The sequence below is a fragment of the Paenibacillus sp. FSL K6-1230 genome (assembly GCF_038002385.1).
In the GTDB taxonomy this organism is placed as follows: domain Bacteria; phylum Bacillota; class Bacilli; order Paenibacillales; family Paenibacillaceae; genus Paenibacillus; species Paenibacillus massiliensis.
Map to the genome: position 1 here is coordinate 4,818,714 of NZ_JBBOCK010000001.1, position 21,481 is coordinate 4,840,194.

Annotated in this window: 20 protein-coding genes; 4 read left to right on the forward strand and 16 right to left on the reverse strand. The window is 48.7% G+C overall.

The window, feature by feature from the left end:
- Nucleotides 1-106 precede the first annotated feature (106 nt).
- Entirely contained in the window at nt 107-1,501 is a 1,395-nt protein-coding gene (locus MKX74_RS21210; RefSeq protein ID WP_341179759.1) for a sigma-54 interaction domain-containing protein, read from the forward strand.
- A 271-nt stretch (nt 1,502-1,772) separates the two neighbouring features.
- Here MKX74_RS21210 and MKX74_RS21215 read toward each other — a convergent pair whose 3' ends face one another.
- The 5 genes from MKX74_RS21215 to MKX74_RS21235 all read right to left on the reverse strand — a co-directional run bounded on the left by MKX74_RS21215 (nt 1,773) and on the right by MKX74_RS21235 (nt 6,991).
- Nucleotides 1,773-2,228 carry a hypothetical protein gene (locus tag MKX74_RS21215; protein ID WP_341179760.1) on the reverse strand — a complete coding sequence of 152 codons (456 nt, stop codon included), beginning with the start codon at nt 2,226-2,228 and terminating at the stop codon, nt 1,773-1,775.
- Between the two features lie 87 nt (nt 2,229-2,315).
- A complete protein-coding gene (locus tag MKX74_RS21220; RefSeq protein WP_341179761.1) occupies nt 2,316-2,822 on the reverse strand; it encodes a type 1 glutamine amidotransferase domain-containing protein in 507 nt (168 codons plus the stop codon).
- A 313-nt stretch (nt 2,823-3,135) separates the two neighbouring features.
- Nucleotides 3,136-4,044: a LysR family transcriptional regulator gene (locus MKX74_RS21225; protein ID WP_341179762.1), complete on the reverse strand. Its 909-nt coding sequence runs from the start codon at nt 4,042-4,044 to the stop codon at nt 3,136-3,138.
- A gap of 202 nt (nt 4,045-4,246) precedes the next feature.
- Entirely contained in the window at nt 4,247-4,690 is a 444-nt protein-coding gene (gene dtd / locus MKX74_RS21230; RefSeq protein ID WP_018887751.1) for a D-aminoacyl-tRNA deacylase, read from the reverse strand.
- Between the two features lie 126 nt (nt 4,691-4,816).
- Nucleotides 4,817-6,991 carry a RelA/SpoT family protein gene (locus tag MKX74_RS21235; protein ID WP_028589942.1) on the reverse strand — a complete coding sequence of 725 codons (2,175 nt, stop codon included), beginning with the start codon at nt 6,989-6,991 and terminating at the stop codon, nt 4,817-4,819.
- Nucleotides 6,992-7,228: 237 nt separating this feature from the next.
- Here MKX74_RS21235 and uraA point away from each other — a divergent pair, with 237 nt between their 5' ends.
- Nucleotides 7,229-8,536: a uracil permease gene (gene uraA, locus MKX74_RS21240; protein ID WP_018887749.1), complete on the forward strand. Its 1,308-nt coding sequence runs from the start codon at nt 7,229-7,231 to the stop codon at nt 8,534-8,536.
- A 400-nt stretch (nt 8,537-8,936) separates the two neighbouring features.
- On the opposite strand, the gene MKX74_RS21245 is transcribed toward uraA, so the two are convergent.
- The 7 genes from MKX74_RS21245 to MKX74_RS21275 form a co-directional block, all read right to left on the reverse strand.
- Nucleotides 8,937-9,449, reverse strand: a complete 513-nt coding sequence (locus MKX74_RS21245; RefSeq protein ID WP_018887748.1) for an adenine phosphoribosyltransferase — start codon at nt 9,447-9,449, stop codon at nt 8,937-8,939.
- Nucleotides 9,450-9,586: 137 nt separating this feature from the next.
- Nucleotides 9,587-11,998 (reverse strand): single-stranded-DNA-specific exonuclease RecJ, encoded by a 2,412-nt coding sequence (gene recJ / locus MKX74_RS21250; RefSeq protein WP_341179763.1) that lies wholly within the window; start codon nt 11,996-11,998, stop codon nt 9,587-9,589.
- Nucleotides 11,999-12,032: 34 nt separating this feature from the next.
- A complete protein-coding gene (locus tag MKX74_RS21255) occupies nt 12,033-12,980 on the reverse strand; it encodes a cation diffusion facilitator family transporter (protein WP_341179764.1) in 948 nt (315 codons plus the stop codon).
- Nucleotides 12,981-13,201: 221 nt separating this feature from the next.
- Nucleotides 13,202-14,101 (reverse strand): protein translocase subunit SecF, encoded by a 900-nt coding sequence (gene secF / locus MKX74_RS21260; protein WP_341179765.1) that lies wholly within the window; start codon nt 14,099-14,101, stop codon nt 13,202-13,204.
- Complete coding sequence (gene secD, locus MKX74_RS21265) at nt 14,091-15,341, reverse strand: protein translocase subunit SecD (RefSeq protein WP_341179766.1); 1,251 nt, start codon at nt 15,339-15,341, stop codon at nt 14,091-14,093. Before secD ends, secF begins: the two co-directional genes overlap by 11 nt.
- A 90-nt stretch (nt 15,342-15,431) precedes the next feature.
- Nucleotides 15,432-15,686 carry a post-transcriptional regulator gene (locus MKX74_RS21270; RefSeq protein WP_018887743.1) on the reverse strand — a complete coding sequence of 85 codons (255 nt, stop codon included), beginning with the start codon at nt 15,684-15,686 and terminating at the stop codon, nt 15,432-15,434.
- A 2-nt stretch (nt 15,687-15,688) separates the two neighbouring features.
- Nucleotides 15,689-15,835 carry a hypothetical protein gene (locus tag MKX74_RS21275; RefSeq protein WP_155988606.1) on the reverse strand — a complete coding sequence of 49 codons (147 nt, stop codon included), beginning with the start codon at nt 15,833-15,835 and terminating at the stop codon, nt 15,689-15,691.
- Between the two features lie 138 nt (nt 15,836-15,973).
- On the opposite strand from MKX74_RS21275, the gene spoVB reads away from it, so the two are divergent.
- Nucleotides 15,974-17,533, forward strand: a complete 1,560-nt coding sequence (gene spoVB, locus MKX74_RS21280) for a stage V sporulation protein B (RefSeq protein WP_341179767.1) — start codon at nt 15,974-15,976, stop codon at nt 17,531-17,533.
- On the opposite strand, the gene MKX74_RS21285 is transcribed toward spoVB, so the two are convergent.
- Entirely contained in the window at nt 17,522-18,286 is a 765-nt protein-coding gene (locus MKX74_RS21285; RefSeq protein WP_025679010.1) for a DUF421 domain-containing protein, read from the reverse strand. The two genes, spoVB and MKX74_RS21285, sit on opposite strands and share 12 nt — an antisense overlap.
- 128 nt (nt 18,287-18,414) lie before the next feature.
- On the opposite strand from MKX74_RS21285, the gene MKX74_RS21290 reads away from it, so the two are divergent.
- Nucleotides 18,415-18,813 (forward strand): TIGR04086 family membrane protein, encoded by a 399-nt coding sequence (locus MKX74_RS21290; RefSeq protein ID WP_018887739.1) that lies wholly within the window; start codon nt 18,415-18,417, stop codon nt 18,811-18,813.
- 85 nt (nt 18,814-18,898) lie between these two features.
- On the opposite strand, the gene yajC is transcribed toward MKX74_RS21290, so the two are convergent.
- The 3 genes from yajC to queA form a co-directional block, all read right to left on the reverse strand.
- On the reverse strand, nt 18,899-19,225 hold the full coding sequence (gene yajC / locus MKX74_RS21295) for a preprotein translocase subunit YajC (protein ID WP_018887738.1): 327 nt from the start codon (nt 19,223-19,225) through the stop codon (nt 18,899-18,901).
- Between the two features lie 63 nt (nt 19,226-19,288).
- Nucleotides 19,289-20,428 (reverse strand): tRNA guanosine(34) transglycosylase Tgt, encoded by a 1,140-nt coding sequence (tgt, locus tag MKX74_RS21300; protein WP_018887737.1) that lies wholly within the window; start codon nt 20,426-20,428, stop codon nt 19,289-19,291.
- A 17-nt stretch (nt 20,429-20,445) separates the two neighbouring features.
- Complete coding sequence (gene queA, locus MKX74_RS21305; RefSeq protein ID WP_341179768.1) at nt 20,446-21,474, reverse strand: tRNA preQ1(34) S-adenosylmethionine ribosyltransferase-isomerase QueA; 1,029 nt, start codon at nt 21,472-21,474, stop codon at nt 20,446-20,448.
- Nucleotides 21,475-21,481: the final 7 nt, after the last annotated feature.

Consider the following 21,481-nt stretch of genomic DNA (forward strand, 5'->3'; position numbering starts at 1 on the left):
CTTTCTAATAGCTTCTATTGTTCATTTCTACAGGCCATATAGTAAGGTATAATCAAGGATGATAACCAGCTATTACTTCGATTATACAAAAGTGAGTTGATCGATCATGACCAGACATACAGATAAACGAGCCCCCGGAGGTAGCAACCAGTCTCCTGCCACGCTGTTCGTCACAGACGCGAAAGGCAATATCCTGATCTCCAATGAATTCACCGCCTTGACGATTGGTATCCCGCTTGATGAGCTGCTTCGTTACAATGTGCAGGACCTCGTGAAAGCAGGCTACTACAGTGAATCTATCACGATGAAGGCGATTCAGTCCAAACAGAAGGTGACTCAATACATTAATACCGTACAAGGCTTCAAGGTCAAGTCGACAGCTGTGCCCATTCTCGATAATACAGGTGAGGTGCAGCTAGTCGTTACTAGCTCCAGCGGCTATAGAGGAGGATCTTCCATCCTTGCTGGGACTGCGCTGCCACCTGCTCATGAGAATAGCAAACGCTCAAGTACTGCCGCCTCTGTACTCAAGAATAATGGCGTCGTCGCGGAGAGCCTGGCGATGAAGCAAATTATTCAGGTATGTGACCAGATTGCCTCTTACGATAGCAAGGTACTGATTCTGGGTGAATCGGGGACAGGCAAATCAGTCATTGCCAAATATATTCACCGCCAGAGCACGAAGTGGAACGGTCCATTCATCCCAATTAATAGTGCCGCTATTCCAGCCGCCTTATTCGAATATGAGCTGTTCGGATATGTTCAGGGGGCGATGCCCGGCTTAATGGATGAGAAGCAAGGCTTGTTTGAGGTGGCCAGAGGCGGCGTATTGTTCTTTGATGAGGTCGCTGAGCTGCCAGTGGAAATACAGGCCAAGCTGCTTGATGTGCTTGAGCGTGGGGAATTCAGACGTGTGGGGAGCACCGAGGCTATCCCGATTCAATGTCGGATGATCTTTGCTACGAATCGTGATTTGTGGAATATGGTGAAAAAAGGATTGTTCCGCGAGGACCTGTACTATCGAATCAATGTCATCCCGATTCATATCCCGCCGCTGCGCAGTCGCAGGCTGGATCTCGTCGGACTGATCTCCAGCTTTATTGCTCATTTCAATAAGGTGTATGACAAAAAGTATGTATTGCCAGCCGATGAATTTCAAACAATGCTAGCCGAGCCATGGCACGGAAATGCACGCGAGCTTCGCAATTATATCGAACGACTGATCGTAACGGATCAGACGGGGCTATGCCAGCAGCAGCCCATCGAGCAGGTCACAGACTGGTTCACACTGGATCATTTCATCCAGGCCAACCGCAGTCGACTGAACGGGCTAAAGGAATATACGACGTTAACCGAGGGACGATACATTCAGCAGATGCTGCAGGTCTGTGGTGGCAATAGTGCCGAAGCAGCCAGACAGCTAGGAATTGACCGCTCCGCCGTCTATCGCAAGCTGAAGAAGATGGAGGACATTCTGGCAAAGCTCGAGATCCGATTATAAAGCTCAAAGCATGAACTCCTTCTTACTCATTATTCCCCCCACACGATTATGACCAAAAAAAAGACCTGCGGAAACGGTCCACAGGTCCAAAAGGTATATTAAAAGGGGGTCATGCTCTTATTATAGACACGATATGTTAACGGACTGTGATGCTAATATTACATTTGTATTACAGATAGAGATTTTGTCATTATATGCTAGGCATACACGGAAAAGCCGGGAAAACGGCGACATGCGCAGTCCTCCCGGCGTATTATGTCTATACTGCATCTTAATCAAATTTCTCAATGAACGCATGACCTGCCCGCAGCTTGCTTACGACTTGATCATAATCGCTCTCTGCGACCTTGACGGATAGCACATAGCGCAGATCATCATTGTGCTCTGAGGAATACACATCATCCGCATCGAGCAGCACCGGATTGGATGGCACCTCATCATCCCGATCATCATCACGACTTCTGGCTTCTTTGAAATCATTGGTACTCACAACAGAGACAGAATCCGGTCCTGTGGAGCCTGGTGCAGAGATGCCTCCCACAGCCCCTCCAGTCATGGAGCCGGTTGTGTTATAAGGAACGATCGGAATGAGTAGCCTCTTATCCCTGCCCAAAGAACTTTCCAGTGCCCCTACCTCCACATCACTCGTTTGGTATGCCTGCAGTGAATATCTGGCGGCCTCTGCCTCATCCTCTGTTCGGAAATAAGCCTGGATTAACTTTGACATGTCAAACCCCTCCTTCTGGATTTTGTCTGACGTTTGCTTTACTGTTTCTCGTATGCTGTGAAGCTCCTGCGACACTGTTAGACATACTTACAGTGCCTTAAGAATCTCACGTACGAAGGCTGGCTCATCCTGTGGTGTACGTGACGTGATGAAGTTCTCGTCCACAACAGCCTCATGATCTCTGAACTCTGCTCCGGCATTGATCATATCGTCCTTCAGTGGAGGATATGCAGTGATGGTACGTCCCTTCAGAAGATCTGCACTAGCCAAAATTTGTGGACCATGACAGATAGCAGCAATAGGCTTCTTCTCCGCATTCGCTTCTGTGACGAATGTCAGAATATCCGAATTCAGACGCAGATTCTCTGGGGATGATCCACCTGGGATGACTACGGCATCATAATCAGCCGCCTGCACCTCGCTAATCGCCTTGTCTGTCGTGTAGGTCGCTTTGCCGTTCTTACCCGTCAAGCTCTCACCCTGTTTCAGGCCAATGATAATAGCTTCATGACCGGCCTTCCTTACTTCATCGTATGGAACTTGCATCTCGGAATCCTCGAATTGATCAGCTAATAAGAATGCGATTTTGCTCATGATCAGCTCTCCTCTCCGGTATAGTAACCACTTTCTTGTATTACCCTCTTAGAACTCTTTTATAACAAGTGAGTTCTTGCAGAAATCTCCATATCTCCGCCTTGGGCAACAGGAACAGGGCACCCCCTCACGCTATATGCGATAAGGAGCTGCCCTGTACGACTTTATCTTATTTGTGCTTGCTCTATTAAGACAGATCTCTTTGGGCTGAAGCTCTTCCCTGCGATCATCGAATTGTTCAGATCCGTTAAAAACTTATAAATTCTCTTATCTTAACATGTAGCATACGACTCAGACTCTGCCCTTGATTACTTTATATCGGATTGGAGGCTGCCTCATACAGCGCCTCGACATATACCGTAGCAAGCTTGGATAGTGCCGCACTCTTATGGCTAATCCAGCCTACATTCATCGTCTCCTCGCAGTCCAGCGGAACAGGAATAATATCCCGTCCGTTCAGCTCAGCACTCAGCACCCCCGTAGATATCGTATAGCCATTGAGACCAATGAGAAGATTGAACAATGTTGCCCGATCATTCACACGAATACTCTTGGGGTGGGACAACGTGCTAAGAATCTCCTCGGAGAAATGGAAGGAATTATACTCGCCCTGCTCGAACGAAAGGTAGGGATAAGGCTCAAGCTGATGAATACTGACCACATCCTGCTTAGCGAGCGGGTTGTTCACACTGATGAAAATATGCGGCTTCGCAATGAACAGACTGTGGAACTCCAGATTCGCATCCTTCAGCAAACGTCTCATTACCTTCTCATTGAATTCATTCAGGTACAGTATGCCGATCTCGCTACGCAGAGTACGTACATCCTGAATGATTTCATGGGTCTTGGTCTCCCGTAAGGCCAGCTCATACTCCTCTTGTCCGTATTCCTGCACTAGCTTGACGAAGGCGTTCACGGCAAACGCATAATGCTGAGTGGACACAGCAAAGTGCTGTGGTGAAGGCTTAGCGTTCAGATAGCGGCCCTCCAGTAGCTCTGCCTGCTCCACTACCTGCCTAGCATAACTAAGGAACTCAACGCCTTCCTTCGACAGCGAGATGCCCTTATTGGTGCGCTCAAAGATCGTGATTCGTAGCTCCTGCTCCAACTCACGAATCGCATTCGACAGACTGGGCTGAGACACGAAGAGCCGCTTGGCAGCTTCATTCATGGAGCCTCGTGTGGCAATTTCAATCACATACTTCAACTGCTGCAGCGTCAATCTGCTTCCCCTCCAAGTGGTTTCATCATAGATCTCCACACATGATTACAGTTTCAGAGCCTTACATTGCATTTGAAGGATACTTATCTATATATGCAAAAGCGTCCACAGCCTGTCCGCCGGAAAAGCTTTCTCCGATTCTGACAGTGTGAACGCTATCTATTGCTACTACATTTATCCTACAACAACTATCCTGCAAGACCTATGCCTGGCTATCTAAAATCAGCGTAACTGGGCCCCAGTTCGTGAGAGAGACATCCATCATGGCTCCGAAGCGGCCCGTCTCGACGGTTAGTCCCCGATTACGTAGCTGCCGATTGAACGCCTCATAGAGCTGCTCAGCAGGCTCTGGTCTGGCCGCAGCCATAAAGTTCGGACGTCTGCCTTTGCGGCAATCCCCATAAAGAGTGAACTGAGAGACTGACAGTACAGCACCACCGATGTCGAGGACGCTGTGGTTCATTTTACCCTGCTCGTCCTCGAAGATACGAAGGTCAGCTGCCTTGTCCGCCAAATATACAGCATCTGCCTCAGTATCCTCATGGGTCACGCCGACAAGAATCATCAGCCCCTGCTCGATCTGTCCTACAACCTGCTCATCTACTGTGACAGAGGCTCGTTTACAACGCTGTATCACAATTTTCATCTGTATTGCTGCTCCATTCCGCAAATGCTACATAATCAAGGGATATCCCTGCTTCAATTCAGTATTCATCCTGCATGCCGGCTCCTGATAGCTACCACAGCCGTTGCAGGCTGCTCCTGGATTCGACTATTGCATGATCCGATGCACCGTGTACACATCCTTGACCCGCTTGATCCGTTCCACCACAGAATGCAGGTGGTCTGTATTGCGGATCAGAATCGTAATATGCATCATCGCCATCTTGTTCTTGTCTGAACGTCCGGTTACCGCCGCGAGGCCGGTCTTGCTCTCCGAGATCGCCTGCAGTACCTCGTTCATGAGTCCGTTGCGATCATGTCCGGTGATCTCGATATCGACACTGTAATTCGCTTCTACTTCCTCTTCCCACTCGACCTCAATGACCCGAGCCTGCTCTTCACCTTCACCGCTTGGAATGTTAGGACAGTCTGTACGGTGGACAGAGACACCTCTACCACGTGTGACATAACCAATAATCTCGTCGCCTGGTACCGGATTGCAACAGCGTGCAAAACGCACCAGCAGATTGTCTATGCCCTTCACGCGCACGCCATTCGTCGGGCGATTCTTGCGCTCAGCCGCTGGCTTGATCTCCTTAAGCTCTGAAGTCAGCTCCAGCAGCTTGGCCTCTTCCTGCTCCTTGCGTAGCTTCTCAGTCAGACGGGTACATACCTGAGCGGCTGTGATGCCCCCAAAGCCAATGGCTGATAGCATGTCATCCACGTCATGGAATGAGAACTTTGTCGCTACTTCCTGAAGCTTGTCATCGCTCATCCAGGCAGATGGCTCGATACCCATGCGCTTCAGCTCGCGCTCCAGATTCTCGCGACCCTTCTCCATGTTCTCCTCGCGCTTTTCCTTCTTGAACCATTGCTTGATCTTGCTGCGCGCATGAGAGGATTGGGCAATCTTCAGCCAGTCCTGGCTAGGGCCATAAGAATGCTTGGAGGTCATAATCTCCACGATATCTCCGGTCTTCAGCCGATAATCAAGCGGAACAATTCTTCCGTTCACCTTGGAACCAATCGTCCGGTTACCGACCTCTGTATGGATACGATAGGCGAAGTCGAGCGGCACAGATCCGGCTGGCAGCTCGATGACCTCACCTTTGGGTGTAAATACAAATACAAGATCGGAGAAGAAATCCATCTTCAGCGACTCTACGAACTCGGAAGCATCCTTGGCTTCATTTTGCAGCTCCAGAATCTCTCGGAAGAATGTAATCTTATCCTCCAGATTGCCGTTCGCGTTGTTGCCTTCCTTATACGCCCAGTGTGCCGCAATACCAAATTCTGCAGTACGATGCATATCCGATGTGCGGATCTGCACCTCGGTAGGTTCACCGTTAGGCCCTACAACCGTGGTATGCAATGATTGATACATGTTCGCTTTGGGCATAGCAATATAATCCTTGAAGCGGCCAGGCATCGGCTTCCACAAGGTATGAATAATGCCAAGTGTGGCATAACAATCCTTAATATTATCCACAATAATACGAATCGCCAGCAGATCATAAATTTCGTTGAATTGCTTGTTCTTGGTAGTCATCTTCTTGAAGACACTATAAATATGCTTCGGACGACCAGACAGGTCCGCATGAACGCCCATCTCACCCAGCTTTTCACTGATTCGCGCTATGACATTATCAATGAATTGCTCACGCTCTGCGCGCTTCTTGTGCATCAAATTCGCGATTCGGTAATACTGCTGCGGATTCAGATATCGCAGGGCGATATCCTCCATCTCCCACTTGATGGCCGAGATCCCGAGCCGATTCGCGATCGGACAGAAAATCTCCAGTGTCTCATAAGCAATTCTGCGCTGACTCTCCTCAGACTGGTACTTGAGGGTCCGCATATTGTGCAGTCGATCAGCAAGCTTAATGACAATGACACGAATATCCTGTGCCATCGCTATGAACATTTTGCGGTAATTCTCGTTCTGCTGCTCTTCTTTGGAACGGAACTGAATACGCTCAAGCTTGGTCAAGCCATCGACGAGCATAGCGCAATTATCGCCAAAGCGCTCGCGAATCTGATCCAGAGAGACGGTCGTATCCTCAACCACATCATGCAAAAGAGCAGCAATAATAGACATCGTATCCATCTGCATGTTTACGACAATATCTGCTACCGCCAGCGGGTGCAAAATATAAGGTTCTCCGGACTTCCGCGTCTGGCCATGATGAGCCTGGTCTGCAAAATCATAAGCTTCCCGTATGCGAAGAAGATCAGGTTGTCTGATATAGGCTCCGGCCTTTTCAAGTAATTGCTCAATGCCCATTCTGCTCTATTCCGTGTCCTTTCTATACAAAATGGAACCCGACGTAATTCTTGATCGCACAGGTTCCGCATAAGTAATTTCCTCTAATTATGACGCTTGTAAGCTCTAACGTCAACTGCCTGCAAGCATTGGAAGATTGTTATTGCTAAATTTGGCGAAACTCATTAATGTATATAAGAATGACTGGTCGCTCACAGAGCGAACAATGTAGCGAATAATGTTAGGAGTGAACCCAAGTTGCAACGTGAAATTCAAGTGCATGAGAAGCTTCCCGTGGTGCCGGGATTCTTACTGAGTCTGCAGCATCTCTTTGCCATGTTCGGTAGTACGGTGCTGGTACCGACCATTTTCGGCGTCGACCCAGGCATGATTCTGTTGATGAACGGAATTGGTACCCTGCTGTATCTGTTCTTATGTCGCGGTAAAATCCCTGCCTATCTCGGCTCCAGCTTTGCCTTCATTGGACCTGTTGGCCTGGTGCTAGCTGCGAATCCCGAGAACGGCTATTCTATGGCGCTAAGCGCCTTTATCGTGACTGGTGTCATATTTTGCATCGTTGCCCTGATTGTCAAGCTCATTGGGGCAGGTTGGCTGAATGTCGTATTCCCTCCTGCAGTCATGGGTGCCATCGTCGCTCTGATTGGTCTGGAGCTCGTACCGGTAGCAGCTGGTATGGCTGGACTGATCAACTCCAATCCACTAGAGCCATGGACACCAGATTTCAAGACCATTACCCTGTCCATGATTACTCTTGGCGTAACTGCACTCGGTGCCGTTCTGTTCCGTGGGTTTGCCAAAATCATACACATTCTACTCGGCATTGTAGTCGGCTATATTCTGGCCTATTACATGGGAATGGTAGATACCGCAAATATCGCTAACTCTTCCTTCCTCGCTATGCCAACGGTAACGACACCTACCTGGAACATGTCGGCTATTCTAACCATCCTTCCGGTAGCGTTGGTAGTCATCGTAGAGCATATCGGGCATCTATTGGTAACAAGCAACATCGTCGGCAAGGATCTGTCCAAGGACCCTGGTCTGCATCGCTCCCTGCTAGGTAATGGTGTATCCACCATCATGTCAGGCTTTGTAGGTTCGACTCCGAATACCACTTATGGTGAGAACATCGGCGTCATGGCTTTGACGAAGGTCTACTCCGTCTGGGTTATCGGCGGTGCAGCAATTATTGCAATCCTGCTGTCCTTCTCCGGTACCTTCTCGGCTCTGATCATGAATATTCCTTCCCCTGTCATGGGTGGCGTATCTCTCCTGCTATTCGGTGTCATTGCAGCCTCAGGCCTGCGCATCTTCGTAGAGCAGAAAGTTGATTTTTCCAAAGCGAGCAACATCATTCTTACAACCATTGTGTTGATTACGGGAATCAGTGGAGTAAAGCTAACGCTTGGAGCCGTAGAGCTTAAAGGAATGGCACTGGCTACGATTGTAGGTATCGCGCTGAGTCTGATCTTCAAGCTTATTGAGATCACAGGGCTATCCAACGATGGCCCGGATGAGAAGCTAACAGAGAAGACTCCAGATTGATATAGTACGTCTATCCAGACATACTGATGTTATCATCATTCATTCAGTGGCAGCATATGCCTGACCCTAGCTCATACATGCCAAAAGGCATCCTTCAAGCCAGCAAGTCTGGTTCGAGGGATGCCTTTTTCATATAGAATATAAGGTTATCAGCAACGCTGATTCCTTCAGTAACCGCAAGAAGACGTCTCAAGCCTGTGTATACTTCCATATCCTATCTTCGGTGCCGTATAACGAAATACGGATTGTACCAGCTGACCCCTCCCCTTATTTCCCGGGAAAAGTCGCTGATGCGCCTCACATACTAACAGCTTCACTTACCTGTCGCCTTCACGGAGCATGCTTCTCCTAAGCTAAAAAGGAGTAACAGGCTGCTCCCAGAACAAAAAATGCTGGTGACTTAGTAAGTCATCAAGGTGAACACTTCTACATCAGGAAGCTTGGCACGTCCATTCAGTTCAAGCAGTTCAATGAAAAAAGCAGCTCCTACAACATTACCACCCAGCTGTTGAACAAGATTGATTGATGTCGCGATCGTGCCACCAGTAGCGAGCAGGTCATCTGCAATCAGTACATTTTGCCCCTTCTCAATGGCATCGCTATGCATCGCGAGCTTATCCTTGCCATACTCCAAAGCATAATCCGCTTCAATCGTCTGACCTGGCAGCTTGCCACTCTTACGAATCGGCACAAATCCCACACCCAGAGCATATGCAAGTGGTGCTCCCACTACAAAGCCGCGTGCCTCTGGTCCAGCAATCACATCAATCTTCAGTTCCTCAACCATCTTTTTCATATCATTGATGGCTTGACGGTAGATGCCTCCGTCTCTCATCAAGGTCGTAATGTCTTTGAAGCTGATCCCCGGCTGAGGGAAATCGGGAATTACCCGAATGAACTGTTTGTAATCCAATATAGGTCCTCCTACCTGATCATGATCTCATGATTCTAATCTTAAGCAGCTAAGCTGGCACAACCTCTGCCAATTCATCCGCTTTTACATTGTACCGCGAACGTGTTCAAAATCAAGCTACAAACTGTAAAATCGTTCTAAGAAGCTCCTTTGAGCACAGCTTTCATCCAATTCGTGAGCTGTCCCGTCTCTGCATCCAGCAGCATTTGCTCCATTTCAGCCCCCTGGTGCAGCTCCTGATATCTGCTGGATGTCGTCAAATCTTGCTTAGGGGGATTCGCAACAATACTGAGCTGACCATCCGCTCTCATCACAAAGCCTAGCTCTTGGAATACATCAAGCATCCCTGTCAGCATTCTTACAGAGCAGGATGTCTGTCTACTGAGTGCAGGCAGAATCTTCTGCTCCTCCAAGGGGCCTGGCCCCAAAGACCTTAGCTGGACATAGATGCGCTTGAACTGCTCTCTACTCGGAATCTGCAAGCGACCTTGGAAGGAGTGCGTGGCATGCAGCACGAAGATATTGTCCACATTGGAGAAGACAGTACGCAATCTCCGCATTTGCTCTGCACTTTCCGGAGGATCGAGCAGAAATAGCGAGCGTACCTCCGAAGGGGCTATAGCGGTTAGCTTGCGCTCCCCGTCCTCATAGGGCCGGACTCCATCCTGCTGGTCATATATCCATATACTATCCTTGTTCAATGCATCGGGCTGGTACACCGAGGAATTGCTGCGCATCGCAATAGCATAGGATCTGCTGTTCTCCAGCCCAGGGTGAACATTGCGCACGCAACGTTCAAAGACGGCCAAGGGGTTCGATTGACCACGGAAATCAAAAATTTGAAACCCATGCGCTCTTAAATCCTTCAGCATCAGTTGAACTGTTCTTTTACCATTCCATTCATTGATGGAAAGCTCGCCTAATACATCCACTGACTGGCCAGACTCCAAATAGTCGGCCAGTTCGCCCCGACCAAAAGCGACCGCATCCAGTGTGCGACCGTCCTGCTCCAGAATGAGCTTCAAATGATTCTTTTCCTTCCCCATCTTCCGTGCCTCCCGCAGCTTCAACTGCGGTAATACGAATGTAGGAGCAGGATTGTCCATGCCGAAGGGCTGTAATTGCTCCAATTGCTCCACAGCCTCCAGATTCAGCTCTGCAAGCCGGCAATTCCCATCTGCTGCTACAGACTGAACCAGCTGTTCAGCCTGTAGCTCTTGACCGGCGTATACATTCAACTGCTCATCGAACTTCTGCAGTTGCTCACGGTGAAGGCTCATTCCTGCAGCAGAGTGATGTCCACCGAAATGGTCCATCCATTCCCGACAGGTCGTTAATGCAGTGTAGATGTCGAATTCGGGAATGGAGCGGGCAGAACCCTTGCACATTCCCGTCTCCGAATCAATGCCTAATATAATCGTTGGCCTGTAATAGCGATCCAGAATACGGGACGCTACGATGCCGATTACTCCCGGATTCCAGCCTTCTCCTGCCAGCACGATGACAGAGGGAAGCTCCTTGTCCTGTATCTTCTCTTCCAGCATAGCAACAGCTTCATCATAGATCCGATTGACCAGCTGCTGTCGCTCCTTATTCAGCAGATCCAGTTCATAAGCGATCCGATCTGCCTCGTCAGGGCTATCTGCCGTCATCAGAGCTACAGCCTTGCCGGCGTGCTCCATTCTGCCTGCCGCATTAATGCGTGGTGCCAATGAGAATGCAATATTGGTGGAGGTCACTTGGTCCGGCTGTACACCGGCGACCCCGAGTAATGCCTTGATGCCTATAAGCGTATCCACACGCATAGAAGCAACTCCTCTTCGCACAATCGAGCGATTCTCATCGTGAAGGGGCATGAGATCAGCTACTGTGCCAACCGCAGCAATTTGCAGCCATTCTTCAGGGACTTCCTCTCCCAGAAGTCCCTGTGCGAGCTTAAGAGCCACTCCGACACCCGCCAATCCCTTGAAGGGATATGTACAGGTTGGAATTTTGGGGTTCACCAGCGTATAGGCATCGGGCAGCACCTCTGGTGGCTCATGATGGTCTGTTACGATGACATCTATTCCCAAGGTACGAGCATAAGCAATCTGGTCGACTGCACTAATCCCCGTATCTACCGTAATAACTAGCGTAACTCCCTGCTGCTGGGCCCAATCCAGGACATGATTATGCAGACCATAGCCTTCATTGGTGCGATGTGGAATGTAGAAATCAAAGGATGCCTCAAGCTTGCGCATCAATTGAATCATCAAGGAAGTACTGGACACCCCGTCCGCATCGTAATCCCCATAGACCAAGATATGTTCTCCCTGCTCCAACGCTTGCCGAATACGCGACACGGCTTCTTGCAAGCCTGACAGCAGGAAAGGATCATGCTGGATGTTCTCAGCTTCGTGCAAGAAGCTGTGGGCTGCCGAAGAGGTATGAATCCCTCTATTCAAGAGCAGGCCGGCCAAGAGGGGAGATATCCCGCAGTCCTTAGCTAGCAGGTCCGCCTCATCCGTGTTCGTACTTGGTAATTTCCATTGATATTGAGCGTGCAGCACTTTCCGTTCACCTTACCTTCCTTCCCCTCGAACGCTACTGGATAATGGATGGGGTATGACTCTCCGGCAGCTCATAATTAGACTTGTATGGATAGCTTGAATGATATGGGGTGAAATGAATGGTCACATCTGTCACCTGAGTGAAGCGACTTAACAGCAGTAATTTAGCACGATCCGCAATCTCCTGTGCATCCTGAACCGTGATACGTGGCCCGACGCTAATCATGACATGGATGCTGACCGTCTTAGCTTGGGCCGTCGCTTTAAGGCTCTCAACTGTTACAATTCCGTGAACCCGCTGGATCGTCTCCATGTATTGCTGCAGTTCATGAGCGCCAAGCTCACGTACTCTCGGCCCATATACGGATTGTACAATTAATCCATAGCCCTTGCGCAGCACAAAACAGGAGATTAGCAGCCCCGCTGCTGCGTCCATATACAGAAGCCAGCCGAAATTCAGGGCATTCCCAGCCATTGCACCAATCATCCCAAGCAGAGCCGTCAAAGAGCAATACAGAGAGAAACGATGCTCTCCGACATTCTTTTGAGCCTGCTGCTTATCTATTTTTTTAATATGACGGTATTCGTATTGAAAAAGGCTCTCCTTCAGCACCAAGGCTGCAAAGGCGACCACAAGCACGTATAGTCGAGGTGCTGTCGGCTCAGATCCGGCCATCGACATCACTGAACTGACAGCCAACTGCAATGCACTCATAATGAGTAGAATGGCAAAAACAACCGACACCGCTGGCCCTCTTGCTTCTTGTGATTGAGATCTGACTCCCATACCTTGCTTCTCGCGGAAAGAAAAACGCTGCGACAAAGCGGACGCTGCATCAGATGCTGCATACAGCGCATCTCCCAATAGAGCCTTGCTATTGGAAAAATAGCCTACAATCCCCTTCAGAAGAGCCAGCGCCAAATTTCCGATCATGGACGACCAGTACACTCTCTCAGCTGACAGACTCCGTTTGCTGTTCACTACAAATCTCCTCTCATTTCCATCCAGACCGTAGCTTACCCCGGATTGATTCCAAGCTCCGGGCACTACTTACTTTGCTCTACAAGAAGAAATGGGTGCCGCCATAAGATGGTATGCACCCTTGTCCTACTACTTTGTAAGATCATGAAGCCGCGCCAAAGCTGGACGCGGCTCCACAGAAACATCAATATTACGTGCTAATCAAGTTGCTCCAAATTAATCTATGCCTTGCTAGCAGCAGAAGCTGGCTTTTGTCTGACTTTCAGTGCCAGCCAGATTGGTGCAGCAATGAATATTGAAGAATACGCACCAAAGAGCAAGCCAATAGTCATCGCGAGCGAGAACATGCGAATCGATGCTCCGCCAAAGATCAACAGACACACAGCGGCAACAAATACGGTAAATACAGTTGCGAGTGTACGCGTCATCGTCTGTGCAATACTGTTGTTCACAATCTCCTTCAAAGATTCTGGAGATTTCTTCTTCGCGAAGCGCGCATTCTCACGAATCCGGTCAAACACCACGATCGTGTCGTTAATCGAGAAACCAATGATGGTCAGCACCGCAGTGATAAAGATCAGTCCAATCTCCAATTGGAAGATGGAGAATACGGCAATGACGAGAATAGCATCATGCAGCAATGATACGATGGCTGCAATGGCAAAGCGCCATTCGAAACGGATAGATACATAGATAGCGATAGCCACACAAGCAATTAGTACAGCGATCATTGCATTGCGTTCAAGCTCTTTGGCCATTTCGGCATCCACAGTATTGACTTCAAAAGCCGCACTTGGATCCAGCTTCTCATGGAACGCGGTCTGAATCTTATTTACCTGTTGATCTGTCAGATTGTTAGCGAATCGGATACTAACCCGCTCATTACCAGGACGGAAGTCAATCTCTTCATTGATTCCCTGCTCGTTCAGTAGCGATTGGATCTGAGCCTGACTGACCTGCTTGGTCATATTGATATCCATATTCGTACCCGAGCGAAAGTCTACCCCATAGTTCAGACCGAAAATGGAAGCAAACAGAATCCCTGCCAGGGTAATGACGATAGAAGCAATAATGAAAATTTTGCTGTATTTGATGTAATCCCAATTCCAATTAAAGCGCACGGATGTCACTCTCCTTCACTCCGAAGTATTTCGGCTTCTTGATAGCATCTGCCTTAATCAGGAGATTCAGCAAGAAACGGGAGAAGTAGACATTCGTCAGGATACTTACGACAATATCGACAATCAGTACAAGAGCAAAGCCCTTAACTGAGCCTGTGCCTAGGAAGAACATGACTCCAGCTGCGATCATGGTCGTAATGTTAGCATCCATTACGGTACGGAAAGAATGCTTACCACCTGCAATCATCGAAGAACGAATGGATTTGCCTGTGAGCATCTCTTCTTTGATACGTTCATAAGTGATAATATTCGCATCGACCGCCATCCCGATTCCCAGCACGAAGGCTGCGATACCCGGAAGAGTCAATACAAAATCCCCTAAATAGAAAATAGCCAAAACGAGCCATGTGTGCACAATGAGACAGAAGCTGGCAATTAAGCCTGGCACACGATACATAGCAACCATGAAGATCAGAATAATGACAGAACCGATCAGACCTGCACGAATCGTCTGCTCCAATGAGATCTGACCAAGTGTTGCACCCACACTCTGCGAGTATTTCTCGGTCAATTTTAACGGGAGCGCGCCCAGATTGATGGTATCAGCCAGTTGGTTCGCTTCGTCACGCGTATAATTACCGCTAATCGAGGCGCTACCATCTGTCAATGCTTGTCGTACTTCGGGAGCAGACAACAACTCCTCATCCAGATAAATAGCCAATGGTTTTCCGATCAAACGCTGTGTAATTTCAGCAAACTTTTCTTTATCCTTTACCTTGATGCTAATCTCTGGTTGGTTAATGTTGTTGCTGTACACGGTAGCTGCATTCTCGACGAAATCATTCCCGCGCAGCTCAATCTTGCTGTACGTGCCAGGTGCATCTCCCTCTGCCGCACTGCGGAAAGTAAGATCCGCCGGTTTCTTGAGCAGCTCACGTACTTCAGATTCATTCGTGACCCCTGCGAGTCTTACCCGAATCCGATTCGTACCTTCTGTTGTAATCTCAGGTTCAGTCGTTCCCAGCGCATTAATTCTTCGTTCCAGACTTTGTGCTGTCTGAATCAGAGATTGACGGGTAACCGTTTGTCCAGCTTCCAGAGGCTCCGCTTCATATAAAATTTCAAAGCCTCCCTTAAGATCGAGGCCTAATTTTAGACTGTTCAGCAAGCCTGGGCTCGTCCCAATCATAACCCCAGTAGTAATGAGTACGACCAAGATGAAACTTAAAACTCTCTTCATGTCGTCCCTTGTTCCCCCTTCATTCTCAATATTCCTATTATAGCTACCCTGTAAAACACAGTCAATTTACACACAAAAAAGACCCGCTTTCTATTCGAAAGAGGATCCACGGAGCGCGGACATGGTCAAAAAGTTCATGAATTTGGTGGCCTTGAGGGAAAGGATATCATTCACTAGCTTATGCAAAGGGGGAACTCCTTCTTTCTCGTACCCGCTACTGATACAATCCCATACATCCTGGCTTGTAACGTACTCGTATCCTACCAATCGAAGCTCTTCAGCCTTGCTCTGACACAGCATCTCAATCGCTTCTTCCCAATCCTGCTCATTCAATTCCTCCGTCATTACTACGCGCCTCCTCCCTTGTGCATACGACCGTCTGCGAGCTTCACTATCGAAGCTGCACGAAGCACATACGTATTACCTGCACGTACCTGTCCAAGCAAACAATAGCTTGATTCCAGCTCCACGTCAATAGCATATGTTACCTCCACTCAAACAAAGGGCAGACCAAAACCATTTATTCTGCTGGTCAAGCAGTCATGAAATCGGACAGGTATCGCATATCCATGTTAATAACCGCTCGTTACAGTACCGGAGCAGTTCAAAATGGACGGAAGAGGGAGTTGCGGTTGAAAAAGCAAACATTTATCCAAGGCGCCATCATTCTCTTGGCTGCGGGCATTATCAACCGACTGCTCGGTTTTATTCCCCGCATTGCTCTGCCCCGCATTATCGGAGCAGAGGGAGTGGGGCTGTATCAGCAAGGATATCCATTTTTTATCGTGCTGGTTACGCTCATTACAGGTGGAATTCCACTAGCTGTCGCCAAGCTGGTAGCTGAAGCAGAGAGCGCTGGTATGCCGGACAGATCCAAGCGAATTCTGAATATCAGTCTGCGCTTCACCCTGGCCTTTGGCTTGCTGATGTTAGTGTTATGCCTTGCTTTCGGCTCATGGATAACGACACATATTTTAACAGACAACCGAGTGTACTACACATTTGTAAGTATGAGCCCCATGCTGGTCATTATCGCTGTATCTTCCGTATATCGCGGATATTTTCAAGGAAAGCAAAATATGATCCCTTCAGCCGCCTCATCTGTTGCCGAAAGTCTGATTCGCATTTTTTGCGTCATCTGGTTCTCATATTTGCTGCTTCCCAAAGGACTAGCCTTTGGCGCAGCAGGTGCTATGCTTGGAACGATGGTCGGGGAATTGGCAGGGATGTTTGTGCTGTTATGGCAATATAGCAGACATCACCATCAACCACAGGCGGATACGCCTGCTGTCGTCAAGGGAGTATCCCAGCCCCCCATTTTTCAGCCGCTGATGAAGCTTTCCATTCCAGTAACAGCGAGCAGACTTGTAGGCTCCTTCTCTTATTTGCTGGAATCCATCGTGCTGATGCGATGTCTTGCATTTGCGGGGATCGCGACTGTCGTGGCTACTTCCCAATACGGGGCTCTACAAGGGATGATTATTCCAATTCTGCTGTTGCCTGGCGCGCTTACCACGTCACTGGCAGTATCGCTCGTCCCCTCCTTGTCTGAGGCTGCAGCACAGGGGAACATCTCTACGATTCACAAAAGGCTTCATCAGGCCATTCGATTGTCACTAGTCGCCGGTGCACCATTTGCTGTCATCATGTATGTTCTGGCAGAGCCACTGTGTATGCTGCTTTACAAGCAGACCGACATTGCGGCTATGCTCAAGGTCATGGCTCCATTCGCCCTTTTTATCTACATTCAATCTCCCTTACAGGCAGCACTGCAAGCGCTCGATCGACCGGGTCAGGCCCTCATTAATACTGCCGTAGGTGCTGCCATCAAGATCGCGCTGATCGTACTGCTCGCTTCCAATCCAGACTACGGAATCTATGGTGCGGTCATGGCCATCTGCATCAACAGTGCGGCTGTCACCATCATGCACGCTCATAGTGTACGCAGACTATTGCAATTCCGAATTCAGCTTAAGGATATCGGCAAGACTGCAGTAGGTATGGTCATTATGGCGGCGGGTCTGACTCTTCTGTATAAACGACTCCCCTTCGAGGAGGTGATCTGGCTTCAATTCGTGAGTTCTTCCGCACTGGGGATGCTGCTATATCTCCTAATCATGACCTTGTGCCGCATGATACGCTGGAAGAACCTGCATCGTTTTCCTCTGCTGCGACGATGGCTAGGTCCCTGAGCTAATGAACAGCTTTCCGTTATGGTCCATGGAGCAAAGGAACACTTCCTTGAAATCCTTATATCCTTGCTGCTTCAGCTGATCCTTCAGCCAGAATCTCGTCTTGCCTAGACGCTCTAGATTTTCATCCTGGACCTTACCATCCATAATGAGCGGAATGGGCAAGCCCTCATATCTGAATTGATGTACGGTCTCACTACGCTGCTTGATATCCATCTTCTCAGCTAGTCGCTGCTTGGAAAGTGCTTTGGAACGTCGTGGGCTCTGGACAGCCCTTTGATTTCCGCCAGTATTGCTCTCTTCCTTAGGTATGACGGTTAACTTGCCGGATGTCTCAAGGATTGCGAATTCGACCTTGGCCAGATCATCAATCTGCTGCTCTCTTAGCTGAAGCATCAGATCATCCAGATTGTAGCGCTGGCTAGCCATCTCTTCTCGATTCAGCTTGCCATTCTGTACAAGAACATTGGGCTTCCCCTCAAACCATATACGAAGCTTACGGCTCTTCAGAGTGATGTAGGCCATGCCAATCTGCAGGACCACTAACACTACCAAAGGAATAATTCCGTCATACAATGGCCGCTTGAGATCTTCCAGCACCAGCACGGCAATCTCAGCCATCATGAACGAGATAATCAGATCGAAGATGGACAGCTTGCCAATCTCTCTTTTACCCATCATCCGCATTAATGCATACATCACTACATACATCAGCAAAGTGCGAAAAATATGGTTCAATATGTGATCAAGCATCATGACCCTCCTCATTCCTGTATTCACATGAATTTGACAGGCGTAATGCTATTCTCACCCTGCCTATAACAGGTCATTCGGAGGACAGAAGCTTAATTAATGGAAAACATGAAATAGGAGGAATTGTTATGGAAACCATCCGCCGCTGGTCATCAGCACGCATGTCTCACCCCCTACTTACAGGTGTTCTTCATGCCTTTATTTGGATGCTGATTGGTTCTCTGATCTTATCGACCCTACTATGGCTGACTCATTTGAAGGAGCAGGATTTGTCATTATACACTTATCTCGTGCATGGGATATCCTTATTTGCTGGTGGATTCATGTCAGGAAAGCGATCTGGTCAGAAGGGATGGTATCAAGGTGGATTAACAGCGCTGCTGTATGGGGTCATTGTACTGCTAGTGGGCTTTCTGGCACTGGATGCCGCTGTGGGCTTGCAGGACATGCTGCATATGGCTGTTGCCTTCTGCATTGGGGCGGTTGGAGGCATGATTGGTGTGAACATGAGCCATTCTCAATCCTGAGTAATATCACTATAGCGAAAACGCAAACAGCGATGCTCCTGAAGACAGGTCATCGCTGTTTATGTATATCTATGGATGCTAAGTATTATTTGGATACCTCAGCAGCCTTCTCCCCAGTTGTAACCTTACCGCTGATCGCACTACGATCGAATGTCAGCTTGGTGACATCGTTTACACGCAGAATGACAATATCATCGGTGATGTCTACAATGGTACCGTGCAGGCCTCCAATCGTAACCACCTTATCACCTTTATCCAAGGCATTCAGCATTGAAGTACGCTGCTTCTGTTTCTTCTGCTGTGGGCGAATCAACAGGAAGTAGAAGATAGCAAACATCAGGACGAATGGCAAAATAAGACCCAAAAGCCCGCCTTGCCCTTGACCGGCTGTGGCCGTAGCAAATTGCATCATGTATAGTTTCCCCCCTTTCATGAACTATATTACAACTTAAAGATTGCATTCACTTCTTGTCATCTAGAAACCCCTGGAATTCTCATGCAGACCATATTGCGCAAAGAACTCATCTCTGAAGTCCAACAGTCGGTCATCCATGATGGCCTGCCTTACATCTCTCATAAGATTGAGCAAGAAATGTAGGTTATGGTAGGTCGTAAGCCGCAATCCGAATGTCTCGTCAGCTTTGATCAGATGTCGTAAATAGGCACGCGAATAGTTGCGGCACGTATAGCAGTCGCAAGTCGGGTCCACTGGACCAAAATCACGGGCAAACTGCGCATTCCGAATAACAAGTCTTCCCTGACTCGTCATCAAGGTCCCGTTACGTGCAATGCGTGTCGGCAATACGCAATCGAACATATCCACTCCACGGATGGCACCTTCAATCAATGCATCGGGAGAGCCTACACCCATTAAGTATCTCGGCTTACCAAAAGGCAGGAGCGGAACCGTATAGTCCAGCACCTCATACATCAAATGCTTGGGCTCGCCTACGCTCAGTCCACCAATAGCATACCCCGGGAAATCCATGGAAGTCAAATCAGCTGCACTCTGCTTACGTAAATCCTCATGCATACCACCCTGAACGATGGCGAACAGCCCTTGATCATGTGGCCGAGCATGGCTTTCCAGACAACGCTCGGCCCAGCGGCTGGTGCGTTCCAGAGACTTTTTCACATATTCATATTCGGCAGGATAAGGCGGACATTCGTCAAAAGCCATCATGATGTCGGAGCCTAGCGAATTTTGTATCTCCATGGCCACCTCAGGCGATAAAAACTTCTTATCCCCATTAAGATGAGAACGGAAATGTACCCCTTCCTCCGTAATCTTGCGCATTTCACTAAGAGAGAAGACTTGAAACCCTCCACTGTCGGTCAGGATGGGTCGATCCCAGTTCATGAATTTGTGCAGGCCACCCGCCTCACGAACAATATCGTGGCCGGGACGCAGGAACAAATGATAGGTGTTGCTCAGAATGATCTGCGCATCCATCTGCTTTAGCTCTTCCGGACTCATCGTCTTGACAGTAGCTTGTGTTCCCACAGGCATAAATGTCGGCGTCTCAATGACTCCATGAGGCGTATGCACCCGACCAAGACGGGCTCCTGATTGCTTACAGGTCTTAATGTGTTCATAGGTTATTGCTGCTGACATGCGTAACATTCCTCCGCTCAATAAATAAACATGGCATCACCGAAGCTGAAAAACCGATATTTCTGATCAATAGCTTCCTGGTATGCCGCCATGATTCGTTCTCTGCCTGCCAGAGCGCTAACTAGCATCACCAGCGTGGATTTTGGCAAATGAAAATTCGTAATCAATGCATCGACGACCTTGAACTCGTAGCCTGGATACATAAAAATCTGAGTCCAGCCACTGCTGGCTTTGAAAGGTGCACCCTTCAGCTCACTTCCTACCGTCTCCAAGGTCCGACAGCTCGTAGTACCCACGGCAATAATACGTCCGCCACGTGCTTGAGTCTCATTCAAGATCTGAGCCGTCTCCTCAGACAGCTGATAGAACTCCTCATGCATAACATGATCCTCGACGACATCCACCGACATCGGTCGGAAGGTCCCAAGTCCCACATGCAGGGTCACAAAAGCAATCTCGACTCCCTTTGCACGAACCTGCTCCAATAGCTCCTCGGTAAAATGTAGTCCAGCTGTAGGGGCTGCGGCTGATCCCTCATGCTTCGCGTACACAGTCTGGTAGCGTTCGCGATCTTCAAGCTTCTCCTTAATATAGGGTGGCAGTGGCATCTGGCCCAAGCGATCGAGAATCTCGTTGAATACTCCATCGTAAGAGAACGACAGAATTCGCGCACCAGACTCCCCTTCTTCGACAATCTCTGCCTTAAGTTCATCACTGAATACGATGACTGCACCTTTGTGTAATCTTTTTCCTGGCTTGACAAGTGCCTCCCAGCAGTCTCCCTCTGTATTCTTCAGCAGGAGTACCTCTGCCTTTGCTCCCGTATCCTCCTTGACCCCGAACAAGCGAGCGGGCAATACACGTGTATCATTTAGTACAAGCGTGTCCCCCGCCTTCAGGTAATCAAGGATAGCTGTAAATGTATGATGGCTGATCTCACCTGTGTCCTTGTTCAGCGTTAACAATCTGGAGGAACTGCGTTCCAATAACGGGGTCTGAGCAATTAGCTGCTCTGGTAAATGAAAATCATATAAGTTTACATCCATGTGTAGT